Annotated in this window: 19 protein-coding genes; 9 read left to right on the top strand and 10 right to left on the bottom strand. The window is 66.6% G+C overall.

Annotated features, from left to right (window positions below):
* Positions 1-207: 207 nt before the first annotated feature.
* From E8A74_RS42345 to tssI, 3 genes are all read right to left on the bottom strand, one after another.
* The gene (locus E8A74_RS42345) at positions 208-1,458 is read right to left on the bottom strand and encodes a hypothetical protein (RefSeq protein ID WP_136934830.1); all 1,251 of its coding nucleotides are present in this window, start codon (positions 1,456-1,458) and stop codon (positions 208-210) included.
* 175 nt (positions 1,459-1,633) lie between these two features.
* Positions 1,634-2,869, bottom strand: a complete 1,236-nt coding sequence (locus tag E8A74_RS42350) for an aegerolysin family protein (RefSeq protein ID WP_136934831.1) — start codon at positions 2,867-2,869, stop codon at positions 1,634-1,636.
* 24 nt (positions 2,870-2,893) lie between these two features.
* Entirely contained in the window at positions 2,894-5,803 is a 2,910-nt protein-coding gene (gene tssI, locus E8A74_RS42355) for a type VI secretion system tip protein TssI/VgrG (RefSeq protein ID WP_136934832.1), read from the bottom strand.
* Between tssI and E8A74_RS42360 the strand changes: the two genes are divergently transcribed.
* The 3 genes from E8A74_RS42360 to E8A74_RS42370 all read left to right on the top strand — a co-directional run bounded on the left by E8A74_RS42360 (position 5,703) and on the right by E8A74_RS42370 (position 8,230).
* Entirely contained in the window at positions 5,703-6,101 is a 399-nt protein-coding gene (locus E8A74_RS42360; protein WP_136934833.1) for a PAAR domain-containing protein, read from the top strand. The two genes, tssI and E8A74_RS42360, sit on opposite strands and share 101 nt — an antisense overlap.
* An 8-nt stretch (positions 6,102-6,109) precedes the next feature.
* Positions 6,110-7,510, top strand: a complete 1,401-nt coding sequence (locus E8A74_RS42365) for a hypothetical protein (protein ID WP_136934834.1) — start codon at positions 6,110-6,112, stop codon at positions 7,508-7,510.
* Positions 7,511-7,936: 426 nt separating this feature from the next.
* On the top strand, positions 7,937-8,230 hold the full coding sequence (locus E8A74_RS42370) for an HNH endonuclease (RefSeq protein WP_269749933.1): 294 nt from the start codon (positions 7,937-7,939) through the stop codon (positions 8,228-8,230).
* A 143-nt stretch (positions 8,231-8,373) separates the two neighbouring features.
* On the opposite strand, the gene E8A74_RS42375 is transcribed toward E8A74_RS42370, so the two are convergent.
* Positions 8,374-9,291 (bottom strand): HNH endonuclease, encoded by a 918-nt coding sequence (locus E8A74_RS42375; protein WP_136934836.1) that lies wholly within the window; start codon positions 9,289-9,291, stop codon positions 8,374-8,376.
* A 26-nt stretch (positions 9,292-9,317) separates the two neighbouring features.
* Between E8A74_RS42375 and E8A74_RS42380 the strand changes: the two genes are divergently transcribed.
* From E8A74_RS42380 to E8A74_RS42390, 3 genes are all read left to right on the top strand, one after another.
* Positions 9,318-9,866 carry a hypothetical protein gene (locus E8A74_RS42380; protein WP_136934837.1) on the top strand — a complete coding sequence of 183 codons (549 nt, stop codon included), beginning with the start codon at positions 9,318-9,320 and terminating at the stop codon, positions 9,864-9,866.
* Positions 9,867-9,924: 58 nt separating this feature from the next.
* Positions 9,925-10,998 carry an HNH endonuclease gene (locus E8A74_RS42385; protein ID WP_136934838.1) on the top strand — a complete coding sequence of 358 codons (1,074 nt, stop codon included), beginning with the start codon at positions 9,925-9,927 and terminating at the stop codon, positions 10,996-10,998.
* A gap of 238 nt (positions 10,999-11,236) precedes the next feature.
* Positions 11,237-11,467 carry a hypothetical protein gene (locus E8A74_RS42390; protein ID WP_136934839.1) on the top strand — a complete coding sequence of 77 codons (231 nt, stop codon included), beginning with the start codon at positions 11,237-11,239 and terminating at the stop codon, positions 11,465-11,467.
* Here the strand turns inward: E8A74_RS42390 and solA are convergent.
* The 6 genes from solA to E8A74_RS42420 form a co-directional block, all read right to left on the bottom strand.
* On the bottom strand, positions 11,460-12,626 hold the full coding sequence (solA, locus tag E8A74_RS42395; protein WP_136934840.1) for an N-methyl-L-tryptophan oxidase: 1,167 nt from the start codon (positions 12,624-12,626) through the stop codon (positions 11,460-11,462). The genes E8A74_RS42390 and solA overlap by 8 nt on opposite strands.
* Complete coding sequence (locus E8A74_RS42400; RefSeq protein WP_136934841.1) at positions 12,623-13,552, bottom strand: EamA family transporter; 930 nt, start codon at positions 13,550-13,552, stop codon at positions 12,623-12,625. Before E8A74_RS42400 ends, solA begins: the two co-directional genes overlap by 4 nt.
* Positions 13,545-14,402, bottom strand: coding sequence for a methyltransferase (locus E8A74_RS42405; RefSeq protein WP_232379990.1), 858 nt, complete (start codon positions 14,400-14,402; stop codon positions 13,545-13,547). Before E8A74_RS42405 ends, E8A74_RS42400 begins: the two co-directional genes overlap by 8 nt.
* Positions 14,403-14,580: 178 nt before the next feature.
* Entirely contained in the window at positions 14,581-15,675 is a 1,095-nt protein-coding gene (locus E8A74_RS42410) for an IS630 family transposase (protein ID WP_136934843.1), read from the bottom strand.
* 200 nt (positions 15,676-15,875) lie between these two features.
* Complete coding sequence (proC, locus tag E8A74_RS42415; protein ID WP_136934844.1) at positions 15,876-16,676, bottom strand: pyrroline-5-carboxylate reductase; 801 nt, start codon at positions 16,674-16,676, stop codon at positions 15,876-15,878.
* A gap of 1,487 nt (positions 16,677-18,163) precedes the next feature.
* Positions 18,164-18,802 (bottom strand): hypothetical protein, encoded by a 639-nt coding sequence (locus tag E8A74_RS42420; RefSeq protein ID WP_136934845.1) that lies wholly within the window; start codon positions 18,800-18,802, stop codon positions 18,164-18,166.
* On the opposite strand from E8A74_RS42420, the gene E8A74_RS42425 reads away from it, so the two are divergent.
* The 3 genes from E8A74_RS42425 (at position 18,801) to E8A74_RS42435 (ending at position 21,357) form a co-directional block, all read left to right on the top strand.
* The gene (locus E8A74_RS42425; protein ID WP_136934846.1) at positions 18,801-19,667 is read left to right on the top strand and encodes a YifB family Mg chelatase-like AAA ATPase; all 867 of its coding nucleotides are present in this window, start codon (positions 18,801-18,803) and stop codon (positions 19,665-19,667) included. The two genes, E8A74_RS42420 and E8A74_RS42425, sit on opposite strands and share 2 nt — an antisense overlap.
* A gap of 82 nt (positions 19,668-19,749) precedes the next feature.
* Positions 19,750-20,778 carry a recombinase RecA gene (gene recA, locus E8A74_RS42430; protein ID WP_136934854.1) on the top strand — a complete coding sequence of 343 codons (1,029 nt, stop codon included), beginning with the start codon at positions 19,750-19,752 and terminating at the stop codon, positions 20,776-20,778.
* Positions 20,779-20,832: 54 nt separating this feature from the next.
* Positions 20,833-21,357, top strand: a complete 525-nt coding sequence (locus E8A74_RS42435) for a single-stranded DNA-binding protein (protein WP_136934847.1) — start codon at positions 20,833-20,835, stop codon at positions 21,355-21,357.
* Positions 21,358-21,463: the final 106 nt, after the last annotated feature.

The following is a 21,463-nucleotide window of genomic DNA, read 5'->3' on the forward strand; positions in this document are numbered from 1 at the left end:
CGGTGAGTATATTTCCAACGACGACCATCAGATGCCGTGAGCGATCGATTTCAACTCAGGCAAACGTCCGCATCGCCCGCGGCAACCGGAACCCCTGCAAAGTGGCTGGCGCACGCCGCTTGGACGGGTGCACGACCGTACGTACCCCGCTCGACGCTCGAACCCGCGTACTGCACGTCGGATCATGATGCTCTGCTCACGCTGGGCCTACCTGCAACCCTCGCCCACCTCGGTCGGCACTCGCAGCACGACACAGGTGTAGTTGTTCTCGAAGCGCCGCCCGCCCACGACGTTCTTCATGAGAAGGTCACCGCGGTAGCTGAGGGTCAGAAGCAGGTCTTTCGACCTCGCCACGAGTGCACGCCCCGCACCCCAGGCAAGCGGGAGGAGCTGCCGTTCGCGCCCATGCTGATCGAAACCCGCCAGGAAGGCGGGGGTCCAGGCATCAGGGACTCCCGCGGTCAAGGGCTTGTCCATCCGCAGCGTCCCAAGGTAGACGAAGTCCAAGAAGCCGCCGATGACCCAAGGCCGGTCGTTGCCATCGACAGTCAGGCCATCCACGAACATCCCCTTATCGCTAGTAGCGATCGAACGAGCAAATAGCAGTTTGCCGTTCGGATCTGCCTTCATCAGCAACCCAGTGCCGCCGAACTCGTGGAAGCGCTGAGTGCGGTCCTCGAGGACGGTCCCATCTGCTAGCCGGATGGTCCCGTTGAAGGTCGTGGCTGCATACAAATTGCCCTCCTGATCTGCGGCGAGGTGCGGGGCGGAGAGCGCAGCGTTCGAGCCGCCTGTCATTTCGACGATGGTCCGACGCCACTGTTCCGTGCCATCAGCCCCTAGTTTCACGAGATCACCGCTTGCCGGATGGCCTTCTTCGCTCGAGCGGATCCACAGGTACAGGTTGTCTCCGTGCACAACGATATTGCGATCGTTGGAATCGTCGCGAGACGGACTTGAACCTCCAATCGATCCGGACAATCGCTTTTCCCACTTCAATGCACCACGCGCATCGTACTTGAGCACGGCGACTGTGGACGACGTCTCGCGCGGAGGCACAATTCCGACGGCAAAGACGTTGCCCGCCCCGTCCATCGCGATGCTCGCCAGCTCCGCTCGTCCCTCGAGCGGCTGGACCCAGGTTACGGCTGACGCCGTGTTGAGGCGCGCAACGTAATCCCCGCGGGGCAATTGGCGCCCACCCAAGCTGATCTCCGGGGGAGGAGGCTTTTCTTCCAGCGGTCCCATGTCGCCGAGGATCGCGAACCCCCGCGCGCCGGACGCTGTCGCGACATCTTTGACGCGACGGGCCGGAAGCGTCTCCAGCAGCGTGACACCCCCTCCAGGCGACAGCTCCCCTCCGTACGAGCCGACGAATGTCTTGCCCGCCACCGTGTTCCTCCCCGCATTCGTGCCGGCGAAGACGATGCGATCGTCGGCGTCGACTCCGAGGTGCACGCAGAAGCTCTGCCGGTACCCCTGCTCGTCCTCTCCGTCCAGCGCAGGGCCATACAGAACGGACGGGCGGCAGGATGGCGCGGGAGGTGCTTCCGGTGCGGGAACCGGCGTCGCCGAAGTCGTGCCCGAGCAGCCCGAAAAGAATGCGGCGAAGAGGAGCCCGAACGCAAACGAGTCACGGGCAGTTGGGCTGAAAGAGCTTCTGGCCGTGCGTCGGGATCTCACGGAAGCTGGGGTGGGTTTTGTCACCGTTGTGCTCGGGCTGGTTGGCGCTTGGGTTCGACTCGTCATCGACGATCCATATTTGGATGAGCCCCAGCACTTGCTGTGAGGCCACAAGATTCTGATATGCGCGGAATTCGGTTTGAAGCAGGTTGGCCATGGCATACCCGAATTTCCGATCCTTGCCCACGTTGCACGTGAGCCCCGTGAAGCGCGCCACGCCATACTCCCTGAACGCTCGGCCGATCTTCACCAAACCCAGAAACTTCTGGGGATCGTAGGAGTCAACCATCGATTGCGCGTTCGGTGGAATGGGTACGAGCTTGTCCCCTTCCAGCTTCGCCACGTTCTGGATTTCGATGATCTTTTGAGCGTCGATGGTGTGCTTGTGCTCGCTCACGCCGCCCAGCTCCGGAACCGTATCGAGCGTCGATTCGGCGAAGCCCCGGTGGCCCAGGGCTCCTCCGTGGCCAGTCATCAGGATGATCTCCTTGCCCCTGGCAATCTTCGCGGCCTCGACCATGATCTTTTCGAAGTCCGACCACCTCGCGCCCAGCGTAATTTCGAGGACTTTGCGATGCTTCAGATCGGCAGCGAGCCATTGCTGGGCGAAGCGGTAGTTGGCCAGCATCAGTTCGCCCTCGTGGGAGGACGTCTTGAAGGTGCCCTTCTTGGGTACGATCATGACGTCCTTGCTATCCGGCGACGGTGAGACGTGCACAGGTTTCCCGCACGTCGCCTGCACGTTCAGCGTCGCATCCGCGGGGGGAGGGGCACTACGCGCAGGGGCTACCGGCCCAGGAGGCCCGACCTGCTTCTGGTTCTTGAACGTGTACGTGACGGTTGCGTTGTCGCCTTCGCCGTCGCTGTAACGACCCGCATGGCCGCCTTCCGGACGCACGGTAAGGCTGTACTTGTTGTCTCCGATGAAGGGATTGTCCCACCAGAGCTCAAGTGTCGTGCCGTTGTCGGCCTCGTAAATGGCCCGCCCCTCGGTGCCGGTCATGAAGCCGTTCGATTCGGACTCCCATGTCGCTCGACCACCAGGGCTGACTTCTCGGGGTGGCTGCTGCTCGCGCTTGTCAGCGCCGGTGCTCCAGATCCCGTGATCCAGAGTGGCCGCCTGCTTCAGCCGGAGACGCTGATCGCTGTCGTTGATGAAGATGCACTTGACGCTGCGCGCTGCCATCGCGATCCCTGCTCCTCGGGCGCTTCAGTGCCCGTGCACTTCCGAGAGCTTTGCAGCCGTCTGGCTGTCCAGTCTGCCGGTTGGTTCGATCCCGTGGTCCTCCTGGAACTCGCGCAACGCGCGCGCGGTATCCACGTCGAGCTCGTCCCCGATCTCACCCCAAAAGTAACCGAGGTTCTTGAGGCGGGTTTGCGCGCCCCGCACGCTCGTGGCCTCCGGGAGGTCGCGCAGCGCGACGTTGTACCGAAGCCTTTTCCCCCTCGGACGGCCATCGACGAAGAGAACCACCTGTGCAGCGTCGGCATGCTTCGGAATGTCCAGCTCGAGCTGGCCTTCTGGGCCTGTCGAACCCTCGAACGCCACGCCACCGGCGGTGAGCATGTATTCCTTGTTCGCGTAGGGCACGAAGTCGGGATCGGTGAGCTTCAGCGAGAGCCGCTGCGTCTCGAGCGGCGTTCCATCGGGGTTCTCCGCGAGCTCCGAAATGCCCTTGCAATTGAGCTTGACCTGCACCCCGTCGAGCCGTGCATCTTCCTCGAGCACGAGGCTCGCCTTCGAGGAGACGATGCGGACGGCCTTGCTCACGATCTCCGCCTCCTCGCCGAGCACGAGCGAGGGCCCCTTGCCGGTCAGGGTCACCGACTCGGTGCCCTCGAACGCGAGTTTGCCGGAGCGGATCGTGACCTGGTTCCGGTTCAATTCGATGGCACTATCGCCGCACTGGAGGACGAGTCGATCCTGTGCCGTCAGGCGGATCGTGCGGCCTGCACCGACCGAACAGTCGCCCCAGGAGAAGATGTCGGCGGTCTGGGGAGCATCCCCGCTGCCAATGGTCAGACCAAGCCCGCCGGCCTGAATGCTGAAGAGGCCTTCGATGGTTGTGGTACGGCTCCGCTTGACGAGTTCGTGATCCTCACCGTGAACGGTGAGCCACCGACTCTTGCCGACTTCGGTCCGAAGCGCGTCCCCGATCCGCTCGAAGGAGCTTTTCGCGACGGCGACGGTCTGGTCTCCGGCGACAGCATCTGACCGGTTGCCACTGATCATCAGGCTCTGGTTGCCTGCGATCGTGCTCGTTTCGTTGTGTCCGATCGTGGTGATGCGATCGTGAAGCACCTCTTCCTGAAGATCCCGCTGTGCGTGGAGATAGATCAGCTCACCACCGTGCCGGTCCTCGAAGGAGAGCTCGTTGAATCCACTGCCGCCAGGGCTCGTGCTCGTCCTGAGCCCGCTCTTCGTTTTCTCGTGCGGCAACCTGAAGGGCACGGGGTGCGTCGCGTTGTACACGCAGCCGACGATCACCGGACAGTCCTGATCACCCCCGAGGAAGGACACCATGACCTCCATGCCGATGCGGGGGATGAACTGGAGTCCCCAGGAAGCACCGGCCCAAGCCTGGATGACACGGATCCAGCAGGAGGAGCGCTCGTTGCGCTTCCCTTCGCGGTCCCAGTGGAATTGCACCTTGATGCGTCCATGCTCGTCGACGTGGATCTCTTCGTTCTGAGGCCCGACGACGGTGGCCGACTCGAGCACCTGGCGAAGCACGCGTCGAGGACGCTTCGGCCGGAAGGGGACGCTGGCGGGGACGCACTCGAAGCGCGACTTGTACGAGTCGCTCGCCGACGTCGCGAATGACGGAGCATGGCCCTCGTGCTCGACTCGCGTGACGACGTACTCTCCGGCGAGCTTCGGGTCCGCATCAGCCGCGAGGCGAAAGCGATGTCCTGGCAGGAGACGGCGACAAGCCGTCTCTCCTTCGCCCGCAACTGCCGCACGACGATGCTGCTCGAGCTGGGTACACGCCTGGGTGGTATCAGCTTCGGCCTCCTGGTACTCGCCTCGGGGGTTGTAGATGCGGAGAGAGGATTCGGCGCCTTCGGTGGTGGCTTCTGCCTTCAGGTCGAGGAGCGGCCGGCGGAAGTCGTAGTCGCCCAGGAGCACCGCTCCAGGGCGGATCGCGCGACGAAGCGAGAACCGAAGAACATCGTCCTCGGTGAAGTTCATGCCAGCGCGGTCTCTCACGCGCAGGCGGGGAGCAGGAGCCTGGCCGAGCTGCGAGAGGACAAACGCGCCAGTCACGTCGAGCTCGTGGGCGGCGGCCTCGGCGATCGGCGGGTACGCCTCGTGCCCATCACCGAAGATCACCGTCTCCGTGGCGGTTTCTCCCTCTGGGTGCTCGAAGAAGTAGAAGATGCCTTCCTCGGCCAGCAGGCGACGGATGCATGCGAAGTCGGACTCCTGGTACTGCAGGCAGTACGCGCGGCGGGCGTAGGTGCGACTGAGCTTCCAGGTGGTCGCAATGTTCGCCTCGGCCAGGATGGCGGTGACGATCTCGGGGACCGTGCGGTCCTGACAGATGCGGCTGGTAACACGATGTCGGAGGAGCCAGAGGCGCGGAACGAGCCGCAGGCGGCATGCTTGGCGGCCCTGATCGGCGCTAGGTACCTGGGGCTCGACGGAGGCGATGATGCCTCGCACGAGCCGAGGCGCTCGGGAGGGGATGTTGAAGGACAACGTTGCCGGCCGACCTAGGAGGTCCTGCAGGTCGACGTCGGGGGCGGCAAGGACGAGGACGTCGAACGCGTACGGCTTCGACATCTCCTCGCGCCCCTTGAAGGAGACGACCTCGAAGGATCGTGTGGGCGTGACGATGAACTTGAACTGGCTCTCACCCTGGTCAGGCGAGGCGCGGAAGGTAGAGACGGCCATGCGGGTGTCCGGCGGGTGAAGCCTGGTGCTCGAGGATAACTCACAACGCGGTCGACGTGGGGGAGCGTGCCATGAACGGCATGCTGTACCCAGCCGGGAACGCCGGGGTAGGATCGGGAGCGTGAGTGGCCAGCCAGCGGCGAAGCTGGGCGACAAGATCATCGGCATCGACACGCACATCGTGGTGGTCCCCTCGCCTGGCGGCCCCGTACTCACGCCCATGCCGATGCCCTTCCAAGGTGAGCTGTCCGGGGGGCTGAGCTCCGATGTACTCATGGAGAACAAACCGGCGGCTACACAGGGGAGCACGGCACAGAATGCTCCGGCCCATGTGCCTCTCGGCGGCACGTTTCAAAAGCCGCCCTCGAACCAAGCTCGGGTTCAGAAGGGGAGCCGGTCGGTGTGGATCAACAACAAGCCGGCTGCGCACCTCGGCGATCCGGCGCTCACCTGCAACGACCCTGCGGACGCGCCGAACGGGAGCGTGATCGCGTCGGGGACGGTGCTCGTCGGCGACTAGGGCTGGCGATGGCAGACGTGGCCATCCCCGGTGTGTCCCTTGCGCAGTATGCCGCGATTCGGGCGGCCGTGGCGGAGGGGTTCGCGCTCGATGCGGTGCTCGAAGTGGAAGGGATCCCGACGCATGCCTTCACGCGTGCCGACCTCGAGTGGAAGAGGCGGATCGCGGGGGACCAGAAGCTACTCGACGTGTACATGGCGGAGCTCGCGCGCGCCGAGGACTTGCTCGCGCGGTCGGTCAAGCCCATAGCCGATGACGTCGTTGCCTGGGTGAGCTTCCTGGCCGCGCTCGAGGCGCACATGCAGCCCTTCGAGCTGCTCGAGCACCATGGGCTCGGGGTGAACGATCTCTCGCGTCTCCAGCGTCGCTGGGCCGCCCGCATCGAGCAGGAGCCAGCTCTTGACAAGCGGATCGCTGAACTGCGGAAGAAAGGCTCACGACCCGTCGTGGAGATCTCGGTAGGGCCGCCAGTGCTACGGCCCTCGCGCATGGCGACGGTTTGCACAAAGCCTTCGGGCGACAAGCTGGCGTCACTCTCCGAGCGACGGCTTGCAGATGAAGCACTCGGGGCGGAGAGTGCGGTTGCGGCTTTACCAGTAGCCAGGGCCCACGACCTGCACGTGACCGGGCCCATGGCGTCCGTATGCCAAGGGCCTGCTCTGCCCTTCAAGCCGGCAGAGGACGGGGGCCTGAGCGCAGTCTTCGAACCCGAGCCTGTGAGGATTGCCGCGTCGCTCACCGGGACAGCGCCGATGGTCGATGTTCCGCGCGGTCCTGCCCTGCCCTTCGCGGGTGCGGCACGCGAGGCTGACGCTCACCGCCGCCCCAATATGCTCGCCGAGACATCCCTCGCGCTCGATATTCCACGAGGGCCGCTGATGCCGTTCGTGGCGGGGGCGGGAGTAGGAGAGCGAGGGGAGGGAGCCGGGATCGACGCGACGAGGCCCGTATCGAACGAGGTGCGCGGCCCGCTGCCAGCCGCTGAAGGTACGTCTTCGACGACGAGCGGACTTGAGCAAACGGCGCCGGTGCTGGTGTTGCCCCGGGGAGACTCCTTGCCCTTCACGGCGGGGGCATCCCGGTGGCCGGCGTCGGAAACGCCGCCTGTGGTGGTGCCGCACGTTGCCCCCGGTCGGGCCCCTGCTCCTTCGACTGCTCCGATGCAGGAACGGCCGTGTCTGTTGCTCACTCTCGAACAGCACGCCGCGCTCACGCTGGAACTCGCGCTGCACCCAGGGCAGGAGGCCGAAGTCCTTGCCCGGTACAGCCTCACGTCCGAGCAGAAGGCGCAACTTGACCAGGAGTACCGCGAACGAGTCGCGGCAAGCCCCGAGGCGCGGGCGGCCTGGACCACGGCCTACCGGGCGCACTACGAGAGGCTGTCGAGGTCACGCCCGCCACGAAGATAATCCTGGGTCTTTTCAAAGGAATCGCTTGGATCTGGACACGGGACGAGAAGCGAAGGATGTAGCGCGGTTAGGGGTGGTGGAAACCGCTGCGAGCGCCGGGCGAGCACGAGAGGGGCTCAAACGGATCGCCGCGCAAGGCAAGGCAGTCATCCTGCTCCGACAGGTAAAGGCGAAGCCGCGGCCCGAGTACATGCTCTTCGCGCCCGTGGTCATCCGAGGCTTCGATGATATCGCTCGGAAGGTACGCCTTGATCTCGCCTCGGCGCAGGTTGACGTTGCTGGCATCCCGGCCCCTGTGCCGACGCCGTTCTCCAAGGCGTACGCCGAGACGATCGTGAAGGCACGCCTGCACCAGGCTCACTTCCGCCGTGAGATCCTGACCGCCTACGCCCAGCGCTGCTGCATCTGCGAGCTGCGAGAGCGCCCCTGCTCGACGCAGCCCACATCGTGCCCGACCGCCTCCCCGAAGGGGTGCCCGAGGTGCGCAACGGGCTTGCCATGTGCCCGACGCACCACCGGGCCTACGATCAGAACCTCTTGCTGGTCACGGAGCAGCACCGCGTCGAGGTGCAGCGCGATCGGCTCTACTACGCAGAGAGCGAGGCAACGGCGCGGATGCTCTTGGAATTCGACGGGCGGGAGATCTTGCTGTCGAAGCGGGAGCACTTGCGGCCGGATCCTGAGTTCCTGAGGCGGAAGCTCGTGCTCGCAGCAGCGTGAGCGCCGGTGCATCAAGCCAGCCTTGTTCCTGAGCCTGAGAAGGCCTCGAGAGCCGCTAGATGTTCGCGGGCAACGATGTCGAGCGCTCCAGGCACACGTGGGGCTGAGAACCACGCAGGCGCCTGGGCAGCGAGCGCGGCACCTCAGCCCATGAACACCTGCTCGCGGTGCCAGGCGAGCGCTTCGCTCGAGGGCCGCATCGTGGGCTGCGCGGGCAGGTCGAGCCCGCGACCGTGCAGGCCGTAGTAGGAGCGGCCGTTCTCGAAGTGGTCCTTGAGGCGACGTCCGACGACGAAGCGGTTGTCCTCGTCCACCGTGACGTAGCCGTGATCGAACAGCCGGTGGATATCCGTGCGAAGGGTGAGGCCGTTCTTCACGTCGTGGTCTCCTCCACGCGCGTAAGGTCGGATATGGGCCGCCTCGAGCACAGGTAGCGAGTGCTCGCCCGTCACCGAGCAGGCGCGGGCGTACGCTTCGAGTACCTGAACGCGGAAGATGCCCTGCCCGAGCCGAGGGAGGTAGAGGCTGGGCTTGCCGTAGCGAGGCCTGTCGGTGGTCGCGGTGAGGACGTGGGGTGTAGCGGGCGCGCGCGCCAGGCACTCCCGCCAGACCCGTAGCCCCTCGCCCGCGGCGAGGTCGTACGTCGCGCCGGTCTGGATACGAGGCGACCAATCGCTTGGCGGCGTAACCCATGCGTGTTGAGGGAAGAAACGGGCCTCGGCGATGAGGCAGCAGCCGATCTGGCCGACGGGATCAGCCTCGATGCGTGCACCCACCTGGATGCGGCGCAGTCGGTTGCGGAGCGCCTCCAAGTTGTCGACGCCGTTCGCCTCACCGAACGTCTCCCACGCGAGCCAGTCGGGCAGCACCGAGAAGCCGGCGAAGAAGCCGTACCCTGCGATCGCATGGTAGGGCGCCTTCAGCTTGAAGAGGAAGGGCGTGCCGATCGCGAGGTTAAAGCGCCGCGTGGAGGGCCGCCAGAAGTTGGCGTCGCGAGGCCCCGCCTCACGCGAGAGACGCTCGTACCAGCCCGGGTCGGTGACGGCGAGGAAGCCGTCCATGGGGCTGAATGATACATGAGAGCGGCGTGATGTTCGAGCTTCCGCGGTTCGGGCGAGACGACGCCGTCCTCCTTGTCTCGACGACGAGCCTCGCGCTCGCCTACGGCATCGCCCACGACCACGTAACCGCCACGCTCTCGCCTGAGTACTTCCTCATCGGCAAGAACCTCGCGAGCGACCCGCGCCCCTTCCGGTGGGCGGTGACGATGCTCGCCGCTAAGGCGTCGTGGCCTCTGGGTGTGCTCGCCAGCATGACCTTGCGGTTCGCCAACGAGCCCTCACCACGCCTGCCGCAGCGGCTCCCTCTTCGAGGGTTACTCGGCTTCATGGTTGTTCCGCTGGTCGTGGCTGCTGTCGTCGCGTTGATGCTCGGAGCGTCGCCGACAAGCTTGGATCCATGGGATCAGCGCGCCGTCGCGGAGGTGCTCGCCGGCTCAGAGTGCGCATCGGCGTTCATGAGGGTGTGGCGCATGCACATCGGGTCGTACGTCGGCGGCGCGCTCGGACTGGTCCTCGCCGTGGCGCTCGTGAGACGGCGGCGCGCGCAGGCTGGCCGGCTTCGATCGAGCCGGTAGTCGATCCCCACGTCGTCGAGTTCGAGACCAGTTCACGCGCGAGCCCAGGGGTAGCAAGATGCCGAGCCGCATGCCCGCGCCGTGCTCCGACGAGCAGGTGAAGTTCCTGCTGCAGCTCCAGACCCTGCTCGCTCAGGGCGGCTTCGTCGCCACGTACAAGTTCGCACTCTTGCTCGCCCTCGCCGACATCTCCGTCGAGAAGGGGGATGACAGCGGGGCTTCGATGCGCGTGAGCATCGAGGCGATCGCCGAGAAGTTCGTGGACTACTACTGGCGGCAAGCGATGCCCTACCAGGGGCTCGGCGCGAAGAAGGCGGCAGTCCTGAGGCAGAACACGGATCGGCAGGCCGCCATCATCCGCGCGATCGAGGAGATCCGCTCGAGGTGCGAGGGGTCGCTGCCCCGGGCGAGGAACGATCGTCGCACCTGGCAGTCCCTGCTCGCGAAGGTTAAGCGCACGATCAAGGAGCAGCCCCTCCTGAAGCTCCAGACGATCGGAGGCCGCCAGCTCGAGTTCCTGTACGCGAACACGGTGGTCGCCGACGCGATCGAGCTGAAGCCCGGCGTGGCCTTCTGCCTTCGCCGCTACCACGAGCTGATCCAAGATCTCGTGCGCGGCGCGTGGGTGCGCTTCGTGCGCGGGTTGAGAGAGAACCAGCCTCTGCTCGGGCAGACCGTCGACCTAGACGAGTTCCTGTTCGGCTCAGAACGCGCAGACCTCTCGGTCGCTCGCCCCGTCCTGCTCGACTTCCAGGAGGGCCGCTGCTTCTACTGCGAAGGCGTGTTGCAGAGCCGCGGGGAGGTCGACCACTTCGTGCCCTGGTCCCTCTACCCCGTCGACCTCGGACACAACTTCGTCCTCGCCCACGCGAGCTGCAACGCCGCGAAGAAGGACCGCCTTGCCGCCTACGAGCACCTTCACCGCTGGTGCGATCGAAACGTCGAGCAGGGGAAGGAGCTGGGCGCAGCGTTCGACGAGGTCGGGTTTCTGCACGACCTGCAAGCCTCTTGGAGAGTGACCTCGTGGGCCTACGGGCAGGCTGCTGCGGCCGGGGTCCACGTCTGGGCGAGGGGAGGGGGCAGCGTCTCGCTGGATCCGAGATGGCGGGGACTACAGGGAATGAGGCTTTGATGCGCCGGAAAACGCCCGCACGATACCGGATCCGGCGTCTCCGCAACCTTTTGTACGAGCTGCTCGAGCGCGCTGTCTAAAATGCGTGGTTGAGCGGATCTCCGCTGGGAGGGCAGTCTCGCTCCCGATCGTCTGACGGGTGAGGCCGTGCCAGCCGCTTCCACAGCGGCGAGTAGGAGGGCTGGTATCAGCAGCACGAACACGAGCGCGGCCCGGCCCCTCTGCCGTGCGCCTCAACATGAGCACCTCGACGGGGGCGAGCTCGGCGAGCAGCACTAGGGCGGCGCTGGGCGTCGCGTGGCAGCGCGGCTGCGCGAGCGTGTCGTGCTTTGTCCCCGGCGCCAACCACGCCGTCATGCAGCACGCGCTGGGGCATGGCCTGCGGAGCCAGCTGCCGACGCCCGTCATGTCGTCCGAGCCTATCGACAGCTGGCCGAGCTACCTGCCGCGCAACCCCGGCTTCATGTGACCCGCGATGCGGCGTCGAAGCGCGCGGCGCCGAACGCCGACAGCTCGACGGGCGGCGGCTTCTGCTGCGCGAGGAACGCCAGCGCCTCGCCAATCGCGGTCGCGAACTTGAAGCCGTGCCCCGAGCACGCGGACGCGTACACCACGCGGGGCGACTGCGCAGAGGCGCCGATCAGGAACGACTCGTCCGTGCTCATCGTGTAGTAGCAGAGGCGGGCGTCGATCGGGCTTGGCTCGAGATCGGGGAAGATCTGCGCGACGTAGCTCGCGATCTCCTGGCGCTGGTGATCGGTCACGCGCGGGATCGCCGTATCCGGATCCGCGGGGACGTGCTGGCGGTTGTGAAACCCGATCTTCACGCCTTGCTCGGCGCTCGTGCCCGCGGCGATCCCGTACAGCAGGCTGCCATCCTGGCACTCGTACAGGAACACCGGGAAGCGCTTGTGGTCGAAGTCCTCCATCCGCCCGGGCCGCGGCGAGAACCAGTAGATCGGCACGCGGTTGGGCACGAGGTGCGGGCGCAGCTCCGGCACCAGCCGACGCCCCATCCAGGGCCCGACGGTGACCACCGCCGCCGCGGCCTGCACGACCTGGCCGCTGCGCGTGCGCACGGTGACGTCATGCGGCGTAGACCCCAGCGACTCCACCGGATCGCCGTACCACGCGGTGCCCGCGCCGCGCACGGCCTCGTTCACCATCTGCAGGCGCGCCTCCTCCGCCGCGATCGCGTACGCGGCCGGCTCGTAGATCGCCTGCATGTCATCGGTCACCTGGAACGCCGGGAGGCGCTCGCGGATGCGCGCGGCGTCCCACATCTCGTGCGGAATGTCGTCGGCGATCGCGGTGCGCTGGCTGCCCGCGACCACGCCGGCCGCGCGCGGGCCGATGAACACGCCCCCCGTCGGAATGATCAGCCGCCGGCCGGTCTTGTCCTGCAGCGCGGTCCACAGCTCGTGCGCCCGGTTGAGCAGCCCGATGTACTTCTCGCCTTCCCAATAGGCGCGCCGGAAGATCCGGGTGCCGCCGTGCGATGACCCGCCGGTGTGCGTCGGCCCGCCGCCCTCGATGCCGAGCACGGTGATGCCGGCCTCGGCGAGGTTCCACAGCGCCGCGGAGCCCATGATGCCGAGGCCGATTACAACGACGTCGCAGCGCTTCACGGGCGACCTCCGATCGCCCGCACGAGCTGCTGCTGCCGGCGCGCGCTCAGGAACGTCTCTATCACGATGACCAGCAGTGCGAACCAGATCAGGAAGAAGCAGAACAGCGTGTTGCTCGACATCGGCTGACGATAGAACACCAGCGCGACGATCAGCTGGGTGCTGGGCAGCACGAATTGAAAGAACCCCATCGTCGATAGCGATAGCCGACGCGCCGCGTGCGCGAACAACCACAGCGGGAACAGCGAGACCAGGCCGCACGACATCAGGAGCGTGATATTCGCCGCCAACGACGCCGGCGGCAGCCCCAGGCTCAGCGACGTGGTCGGCAGCAGGACCGCGAGCACGATCGTGAGCACCGTGGTCTCGACCAGCAGCCCGGTGAAGGCGTCGAGCGTCGTGACCTTCTTCAGGCAGGCATAGCCGCCCCAGCCGATGCCGATCACGAGGTAGACCCAGTGGCTCAGCTCGCCGCTGCGCAGCAGCAGCAGGACGGCCCCGACGATCAGCAACAGCGCGCTGCGCCGCACGACGCTCAGCGAGTCCTTGAGGACGACGATGCCGACGCCGATCGCGACAAACGGCGCGATCAGGTAGCCGAGCCCGCTCTCGACGACGTGGCCGTGGATCGACGCCCAGATAAAGGTGCCCCAGTTGGCCGCGACGAGCAGCGCGGCGGCGGCGTGGACGCCGATCGTCTTGCGCGACAGTCGCGCGCGCAGGCCGCTTAGCTTGCCGAGCGCGCACATCATGACGATGAGCGTGATCAGCGAGACCAGGATGCGATAGCACAGCAGCGTCGTCGGCGAGATTGGGGCGAGCGCGCGCCAGAACAGCGACGACGCGCCGAGGCTCAGATTGGCAATCACACCGGCGGCGACGCCGACGCCGTAGCACGAAGACGGCTGATTCGATAGGTTAGACATAAATGTTTCCAGCCAGCTGACAATCCACCAGCTCGTATGACCAGTAGAGGTTGCCCTGGCTGTCAACAGTGTATGCCGAACCGTGATGTTTGCGCCATCGCGCGAATTCCGCGCGCAGCTCCTGGCTGATGCGCTTCCAGTGATCCGAGTAGAACAGCAGCGGGAAGGTGTGCCGCTCGCACAGCCGGAAGCGCAGCGGGGGCGCGCCGTCGTGCTGCGCCTTGTACTGGTGGAGCATGCTCTTGATGCCGACCAGCGAGTTGAGGCCGACGATCGCGCGACCGTCCGGACGCAGGTAGCCGGGCAGCTCGTCGAGGAACCGCATCAGGATCTGGTCGCCGTAGAACATCGCCGACGGATCGATGTCGCCGCGGATGCGCGCCAGCTCCTCGCGAAGCTCGGGCGACGGCGTCCGCCACCCCGGGGGATTGAATATGATCATGTCGTAGCGATCGCTGCCAGGCTTGAGCCCGGAGAACAGATCGCTGACCACGAACCTGATCCTGGCGTCCGGGAAGTTCAGCTGCTCGTTCTCCGCCGCCAGCGCCACCGAGGTCGCCGAGATGTCGCTCGCCGTCACGTCGGCCGCGCCGATGCTGCGCAGCAGGATCGCCAGCGCGCCGCAGCCCGTGCCGATGTCGAGGAACCGGCCCTCTAGGTCGCGGTCCTCGACGGTCTTCAACAGGTGAGCGCCGAGCGCCAGCCCGGCCGGGCTGATCTTGAACACGCCCGGCCTGTCGAGCAGCTCGATACTGTGCCCGAGCCCGAAATACGCGCTGTAGCCATTGGACGACTCGCGCTCCGAGTGCGGCAGCTCGCCGAGCGGCCGCGGGCTCACCGAGCGGATCATCTCCACGAGCCAACTCTGTTCGTTCAGGCCTAGCATTGCGGCTTCTCCCCGCCTTGGCAGATGTGGTGATGAGCCCCTAGGAGGCTGGTGTTTTTCTCCGACCATGGGAGATCTGGACGTGAAATCATTGAGGATTTCGGCCAGATTTCAGCCGCTTCGGCCGTTTGGCAGCAGCCTCCTAGTGTCCTGAGTTAGAAATACGTTCACAAGCGGCCGCTACCCGTTCGAGGATCTCATCCGCCGACTTGGTCCACACGAAGGCCTTGCCGGCGGTGTTGTGGGCCTCGATGTGGGCGACGATGGCCTCTTCGAGTTCGCGGACGCTGCGATGAACGCCGCGACGGAGCTGCTTCTCGGTCAGCTCTGCGAAGAAACGCTCGACGAGGTTCAGCCAAGAGGCGCTTGTGGGCGTGAAGTGCAGGTGGAAGCGTGGATGCTTGAGCAACCAGCGCTTCACCGGCTGCGTCTTGTGCGTGCCGTAGTTGTCGAGGATCAGGTGGACCTCTTGCTCCTTCGGGACCTTGCTCTCGATCATCCTCAAGAATGCCAAAAACTCCTGCGTCCGGTGCCTGCGGTGCAGTTGGCCGATCACTCTGCCTGACTTCACATCCAGCGCCGCGAACAGCGACGTCGTCCCGTGCCGCTTGTAATCGTAGGTGCGACGCTCCGCCTGGCCTGGCCGCATCGGCAGGAGCGGCTGTGTCCGATCGAGCGCCTGAATCTGCGACTTTTCGTCGACCGACAGCACGAGCGCGTGCTCCGGCGGCCTCACATACAGGCCGACGACATCGCGGACCTTCTCAACGAAGTGTGGGTCGGTCGAAAGCTTGAACGTTTCGCTGCGGTGCGGCTGCAGCCCGAATGCCCGCCAGATCCGGGCGATGGCCGTCTGGCTCATCCCCAGCGCCTTGGCCATCGAGCGCGTCGACCAATGGGTCGCGTTGTGCGGCTTGGTCTCGAGCGTCCTGGTCACGACGCGCTCGACCTGTTCATCCGTGATCGTTCGCGGAGCCCCGGACCGAGGCGCATCGCTCAACCCCTGTAGCCGATGCCGGAGAAACCGGCCTCGCCACTTACTCACCGTTTGTCGGGAGACGCCATTCGACGCGGCAATCTCACCGTTGCTCTTGCCCTCCGCACAGTCCAGCACGATGCGCGCACGGTCCGCCAACGCCTGCGGAGACTTAGGTCGGCGCGCCCAGCGCTCCAGGGTCTCGCGTTCTTCAGCAGTCAGGACCAGAGGTTCGAGTGGGCGGCCAGTTCGACGTCGCATCTTCCCACTCACCTCCATGTGTTGAGGGAGGGGATCGTCCAAAAAATGTTCGCGTTCTTCTAACTCAGGACACTAGAAGGGCGATCAGTTCGATCGCGGGATGTGCGGTTGGATCTCGCTCGCAGCGGTACGTTTATTGTGGGACGCGCACCGGTGCAACTCGTCGAGATCGCTTAGGTTTCGACGAACCGCTCGACCTTCTAGGTGGTGCGGCCAAGCTCTCGCGAGCGCTCGGTCGATCGGCTCAGCGCGGCCTGCAGGATGTCGTGGAGCTTGTGCTCGTCGAAGTGCTTGATGCCGCGCTCGGTCGTGCCCTGCGGGGTCATGACCTCGCGGCAGATCTGCATTGCCGGCTTGCCCGTGGTCTCGATTAGCTCCGCGGTGCCGCGCAGGACCTGAGTGGTCATCAGCACCGCGCTCGGAGCGTCGAAGCCGACGCTGGTCGCGAACGCCTGCATGGCGTCCGCGATGTAGGCGACGAACGCCGGCCCGCCGCCGCACAGCGCGGTCGCCGGATCGATCAGCGCCTCATCGGCGACCCACACGGCCTTGCCGAACGCCTCGAACAGCCTGCGCGTCCATTCGATGTTCTCCGCGGTCGTCTCGGGCGACGCGCAGAACACGGTCATGCCCTGGAACACCTCCGACGGTGTATTGGGGATCGAGCGGATCACCTGCGTGACGCCGAGCGATTTCGCGATCGTCGACATCGTCACGCCGGCCATGACGGACACCACGGGGCCCGCGTGGTGGCGCGGGACCGCGCCGCTGCTCGCGAACTCGGCGAACGCCTGCGGCGGCATCGCAAGCACGACGAGATCGCCGCTGCCGAGGGCCGCCGATTTTGGCAATACCGAGAGCTGGAATTGCTCGCTCAGCAGACGCCGTCTCGATTCACTCGGATCGACGATCTGTACGTCCGTGTGACCTTTGCGAATCAAGCCTAGGACGATCGCCAGCCCCATGTGGCCAGCGCCATAGATCATGATCTTCCGGCTCATTGTGTGAGTGCTTCCTTGCAGGCGGGAGGTCATCCCCGGCAGCGGACAGTCGACGCCTCGGGCGCGTCGATCGCTCATCAGCATGATTCCACCGCGCGGGCCGAGCAATACGGAATATCACGTAGTGTTCCTGCCGCGCTGTTCTGGCCGGATCGTCCCGCACTGCGATGGCCGAATCGGCCGTCTCCGCCGGATGGGCGCGGTCTCGACAGACGGCCCGTCGCGCTCGCAGCGCTTGACCGCGTCGAGGTGCACGGCGTCGCCGTCATGCTGCTCGCCGCGCTCGTCGGCGGCATAGAGGCGGCCCGGCGTCGAGGCCGGGCCCCTCACCGACCTTTGCCCCCGATGGGGGCCGTCGGTCGAACCCTGTTGAACGGTGGACACACCGAAGGTCGCGTTCATCTGACCGGTGACGTCGAGGTAGAGGCCGCTATTTTTCGCCTGGAGTGTGAACGGCTGGCCGGTCCTGTTGCAGTAGAATGCCGAAGGAGTCGATCTCGCTGCCGCTCCTGCCGACGACGCCGAATGATGGGGCGATTGAGCTTCGGATCGATGGTGCACGGTCTGCCGCCACTGCCGCCGGCCGAGATCATGCGCCCGTAGCTTTGAGGAGGCAGAAGTCCTGGTTTATTTGTCCTACACCGGCAGCTTGCGGGGATGGGGGAGGGGCGGTAGGGGGACGCTCGGGATGATCGGGCCAGAGCCGCGCGGGGTGGAACAACATGTCGAGCGCGGAGGAGCCGGGCGTTCCCCTTCCCTGGTCGCGCTTCCTGGAGTAGTGGACCGTGCTCCATGACGCACCCTCGGGACCTCCCGTCCGGGCGCTCGTCCTGCTCGCGGCGCTCGTCCTCCTCGCAGGATCGATCCCGTCGCCGTGGTTGCATGACTCGACCCCGCCGCGCGTCCAGCCGCACGCCGTTGAAGGGCCGCCCGCACCGTCGCCGATTCTTTCCCGAGCCCGCCACGCCTCGACCGGACCCGGCGGCGAGCATGTAGGCAGCGAGCGGCGGAAGGGAGCCCCGGCTGCACCTCGACGCGGGCCGCGAGCTCGGCGGCGCGCAGGACCCAGGCGGCGAGCATACAGCGGGGAGCGGCGGAAGGGAGCCCGGGGCCATCGGGAAACACGGGCTCGAGCGCGATCGAGGCACGGCGAACTCGGGGAAGATTTCGGCGCGTGGCGCGGCCTCGCGGTGCGCCTCGACGCGGGCGCCCTCGACGCGCGGACCCTGCAGCTCCCCGCCCATCAGGTCCCCCTACGGCAGAGGCGGAGCCGCCCGGCCGTGAGCCCGGCGCCCGATCCGTCACCCGCAGAACCCGAACCCAGCCGGGCCGACGTCCGCAAATTCGAGTGAACTGAGCAACGTCTGCGGATGTCTTAATGTTCCAAATCCCGCACGGGGTTCGAACCTGCGTACGGCGCAGTAGCCCCCTACAGAGCCGAGAGACTGAGCCTCAAGGCACAAGCAACTCTACACGTCCGTTGCGACTCAAGTGTGGCGCGTCGGTCTCGTCCCGACGTACTGCTTGATCCACGCCACGATCTGCTCTGCCTCCTCGGGCGTGAAGGCGAAGCTTGTGCGTGGATGTGTCAGCAACCGGCCGGCAGGTAGCTCTTTCCCCAGTCGCGCGCGGATCGTGTTCCTGCAACAACCTGCCCTGCGCGCCACCTCTCCCAGCGGGATGAGCTCAGGCGCGGGCCCAAGGAGCGTCTCCTTCTTCAGCAACACCTGCAGCTCGGGCAGCTGATCAGGGGTGAACACCCTGATCTTGCGAGTTCCGCGCCGAGGTGCCTGTTCGAAGAGCTTGCCCTCGAGCCGCCGCAGCGTTGTCTGTCCGATCCCGAGCTGCCGGGCCACGTCGGTTGCGGTCAGGTACCCCTCCGCCCGGTACCTCGCGGTCTCCTTGGTCAGGCCCGTCGGGCCGTGCGCTCGCAGGAACCGCGGGATCCCTCTGGCGCGGTGCCAAGCCAGCACCCGGATCCTCCGTCCGCAGCCGCACTGACAGTAGTGCCCATGCAGGTTCTCCTCCTCTACCCACTTGGAAAGGCAGAACTTTTCGGAAGGGACACGGACGGTTCCCACGACGTGCAGATGTGGGTCAGAGGCACCGGGCTTGGGCAAGACCATGCTGGCGCGTCGGCTGCCGACGGTCTTGCCGCCCCTCTCGTACGACGAGGCCCTCGAAGTGACGGCGATTCACTCCGTGGCCGGGCTCCTGCCCTCGGATCGAGGCCTCTCGCAGGCGAGGCCGTTTCGCGCGCCCCACCACACCGTGAGCCCTGCGGGCCTCGTGGGCGGGGGCGAGCCGATCCGGCCCGGCGAGGTCTCGCTCGCGCACCACGGCTGCCTCTTCCTCGACGAGCTGCTCGAATTCAAGCGGAGCGCGCTCGAGGTGCTGCGGCAGCCGCTCGAAGATGGCCTCGTCACGATCTGCCGCGCGCAGAGCCGCGTGACGTTCCCGGCGAGGCCGCTCGTGATCGCCGCGGTGAATCCATGCCCGTGCGGGTTTTTCGGCGACGAGAAGCGCCGCTGCGCCTGCTCCTCCGAGCGCGTGCGAGCCTATCGCGCGCGGCTCTCCGGTCCGCTCCTCGATCGGCTCGATTTGCAGGTGCCGCTGCCGCCCGTGGACGTCTCGCACCTCGGGGGCAAGGAGCGCGGGGAGGCGAGCGGGGAGGTGCGGCGGCGCGTGATCACGGCGCGGGCGATCCAGGCGGCGCGGCGGGAGGCGGGCGAGACGAGCGTCCTTTCGAATGCGGATCTCGGCCCGCGCGACGTCGAGCGGGTGGCGGCGCCGGACGCGGCGGGCCGGACGATCCTCGGGCAGGCGGTGGAGCGGCTCGGCCTCTCGGCGCGGGCGTACGGCAAGGTGCTGCGCGTGGCGCGGACGATCGCGGATCTCGACGGCGGCACGTCGGTGCGGGCGAGCCACGTGGCCGAGGCGATCCAGGCGCGGCTGCTCGATCGCGACGGCGTGGCGGCGGTCGGGCGGTAGGCGACCCAGAAAAACGATTTTTCTTAGCAACTGGTTTCGGCGGCGGTCGAAGTAACGGGCAAGAAAGGCGGATAGACCGATGATGACGGAGCTCTTGGAGAAGATGCGGACGGTGAAGACGGTCGTGGGTTCGATCGAGAAACAATTCGGCAAGGGGGCGATCATGTCGCTCGGGGACGAGGCGGAGACGGACGTGCGGGTCATCGGCACGGGCGCGATGGCCCTCGACGCAGCGCTCGGCATCGGCGGATATCCGCGCGGCCGGATCGTCGAGATTTACGGCCCCGAGAGCGGCGGCAAGACGACGCTCACCCTGCACGCGATGCGCGAGGCCCAGGCTGCGGGGGGCGTCGCGGCGTTCATCGACGCCGAGCACGCGTTCGACGTGAGTTATGCGCGCGCCGTCGGGGTCGACACCGAGCGCCTGCTCGTCTCGCAGCCGGATTGCGGGGAGCAGGCGCTCGAAATCGCGGAGACGCTCACGCGCAGCGGTGCGGTCGACATCGTCGTGGTCGACTCCGTGGCGGCGCTCGTGCCCAAGGCGGAGATCGAGGGCGACATGGGCGACGCGCACATGGGGCTGCAGGCGCGGCTCATGAGCCAGGCGCTCCGCAAGCTCACGGCGATCGCGCACCGGACGGACACGACGCTCGTGTTCATCAACCAGCTCCGGCAGAAGATCGGCGTCACGTTCGGCAACCCCGAGACGACGACGGGCGGCAATGCGCTGAAGTTTTACGCGAGCATACGGCTCGACGTGCGCCGCATCGGTCCGGTGAAGGTCGGCGACGAGGCGGTGGGCTCGCGGACGCGGGTGAAGGTGGTCAAGAACAAGCTCGCGCCGCCCTTCCGCGAGGCGGAGTTCGACATTCGCTGGGGGACGGGCGTCGACGCGGCCTCGGACCTCATCGATTACGGCTGCCAGATCGGCATCGTCGAGAAGAGCGGGGCGCACCTCTCCTTCGGCGGTGAGCACCTCGGGCAGGGGCGCGAGCGCGCGCGGGAGTCGCTGCTCGGGAACGAGCGGCTCCTCGCCGCCCTGCGCGCCGCGGTGATCGCGGGCTCGGAGGCCCGCGTGGGCGCGCGGGGGGCGGCGGAGAAGGCGGCCTGACCGGACAATCCAGGAAAAACCATTCGAACGAACGACGAAGGAACGGAGGACGACATGAGCGACGGCATGAACAGGGTGGTACTTCTCGGCAACCTCGGCGCGGATCCGGAGCTCCGGTATGCGGGCAGCGGGACGGCGGTGCTTCAATTCCGGATGGCGACGAACGAGTCGTTCCTCGACAGGAATCGCGAGCTCACGGAGCGGACCGAGTGGCACAGCGTGGTCGTCTTTGGCCCGCGCGCGGAGGGCCTCGCCCGTGTGCTCGCCAAGGGGTCGTGCGTGCTCGTGGAGGGGACGCTGCGGACGTCGAGTTACGAGAAGGACGGGCAGAAGCGGTACAAGACCGAGGTACACGCGCGTGACATCTGCCTCGCGGGCGGGCCCTCGCCGGCGCCCGCCCGCGAGCACGCCGGGGCGCTGCGGCGCGACGTGGACGACGACATCGCGCCGGTGGAGATGCCGCCCCCGCAGGGGGAGCCCGAGGACCCGCCGGAGCCTGCGCCGCCGGCCCGACCCCCGCGGAAACGGAACGGCGCGCTGCCGCGAAAAACGGAGATGGTCGAAGAGATGCCGTTCTGAAACGGGATGGGGGGCGACACGGCCCGGGGCGCGTGGAAAACGCGCCTCGGGCCCGCGGCTCGGCCCTTGTGGCAGCCCGTCCCCCGTGGCAAATGTCGAGCATACC

Source organism: Polyangium fumosum (genome assembly GCF_005144585.1).
Classification (GTDB): domain Bacteria; phylum Myxococcota_A; class Polyangia; order Polyangiales; family Polyangiaceae; genus Polyangium; species Polyangium fumosum.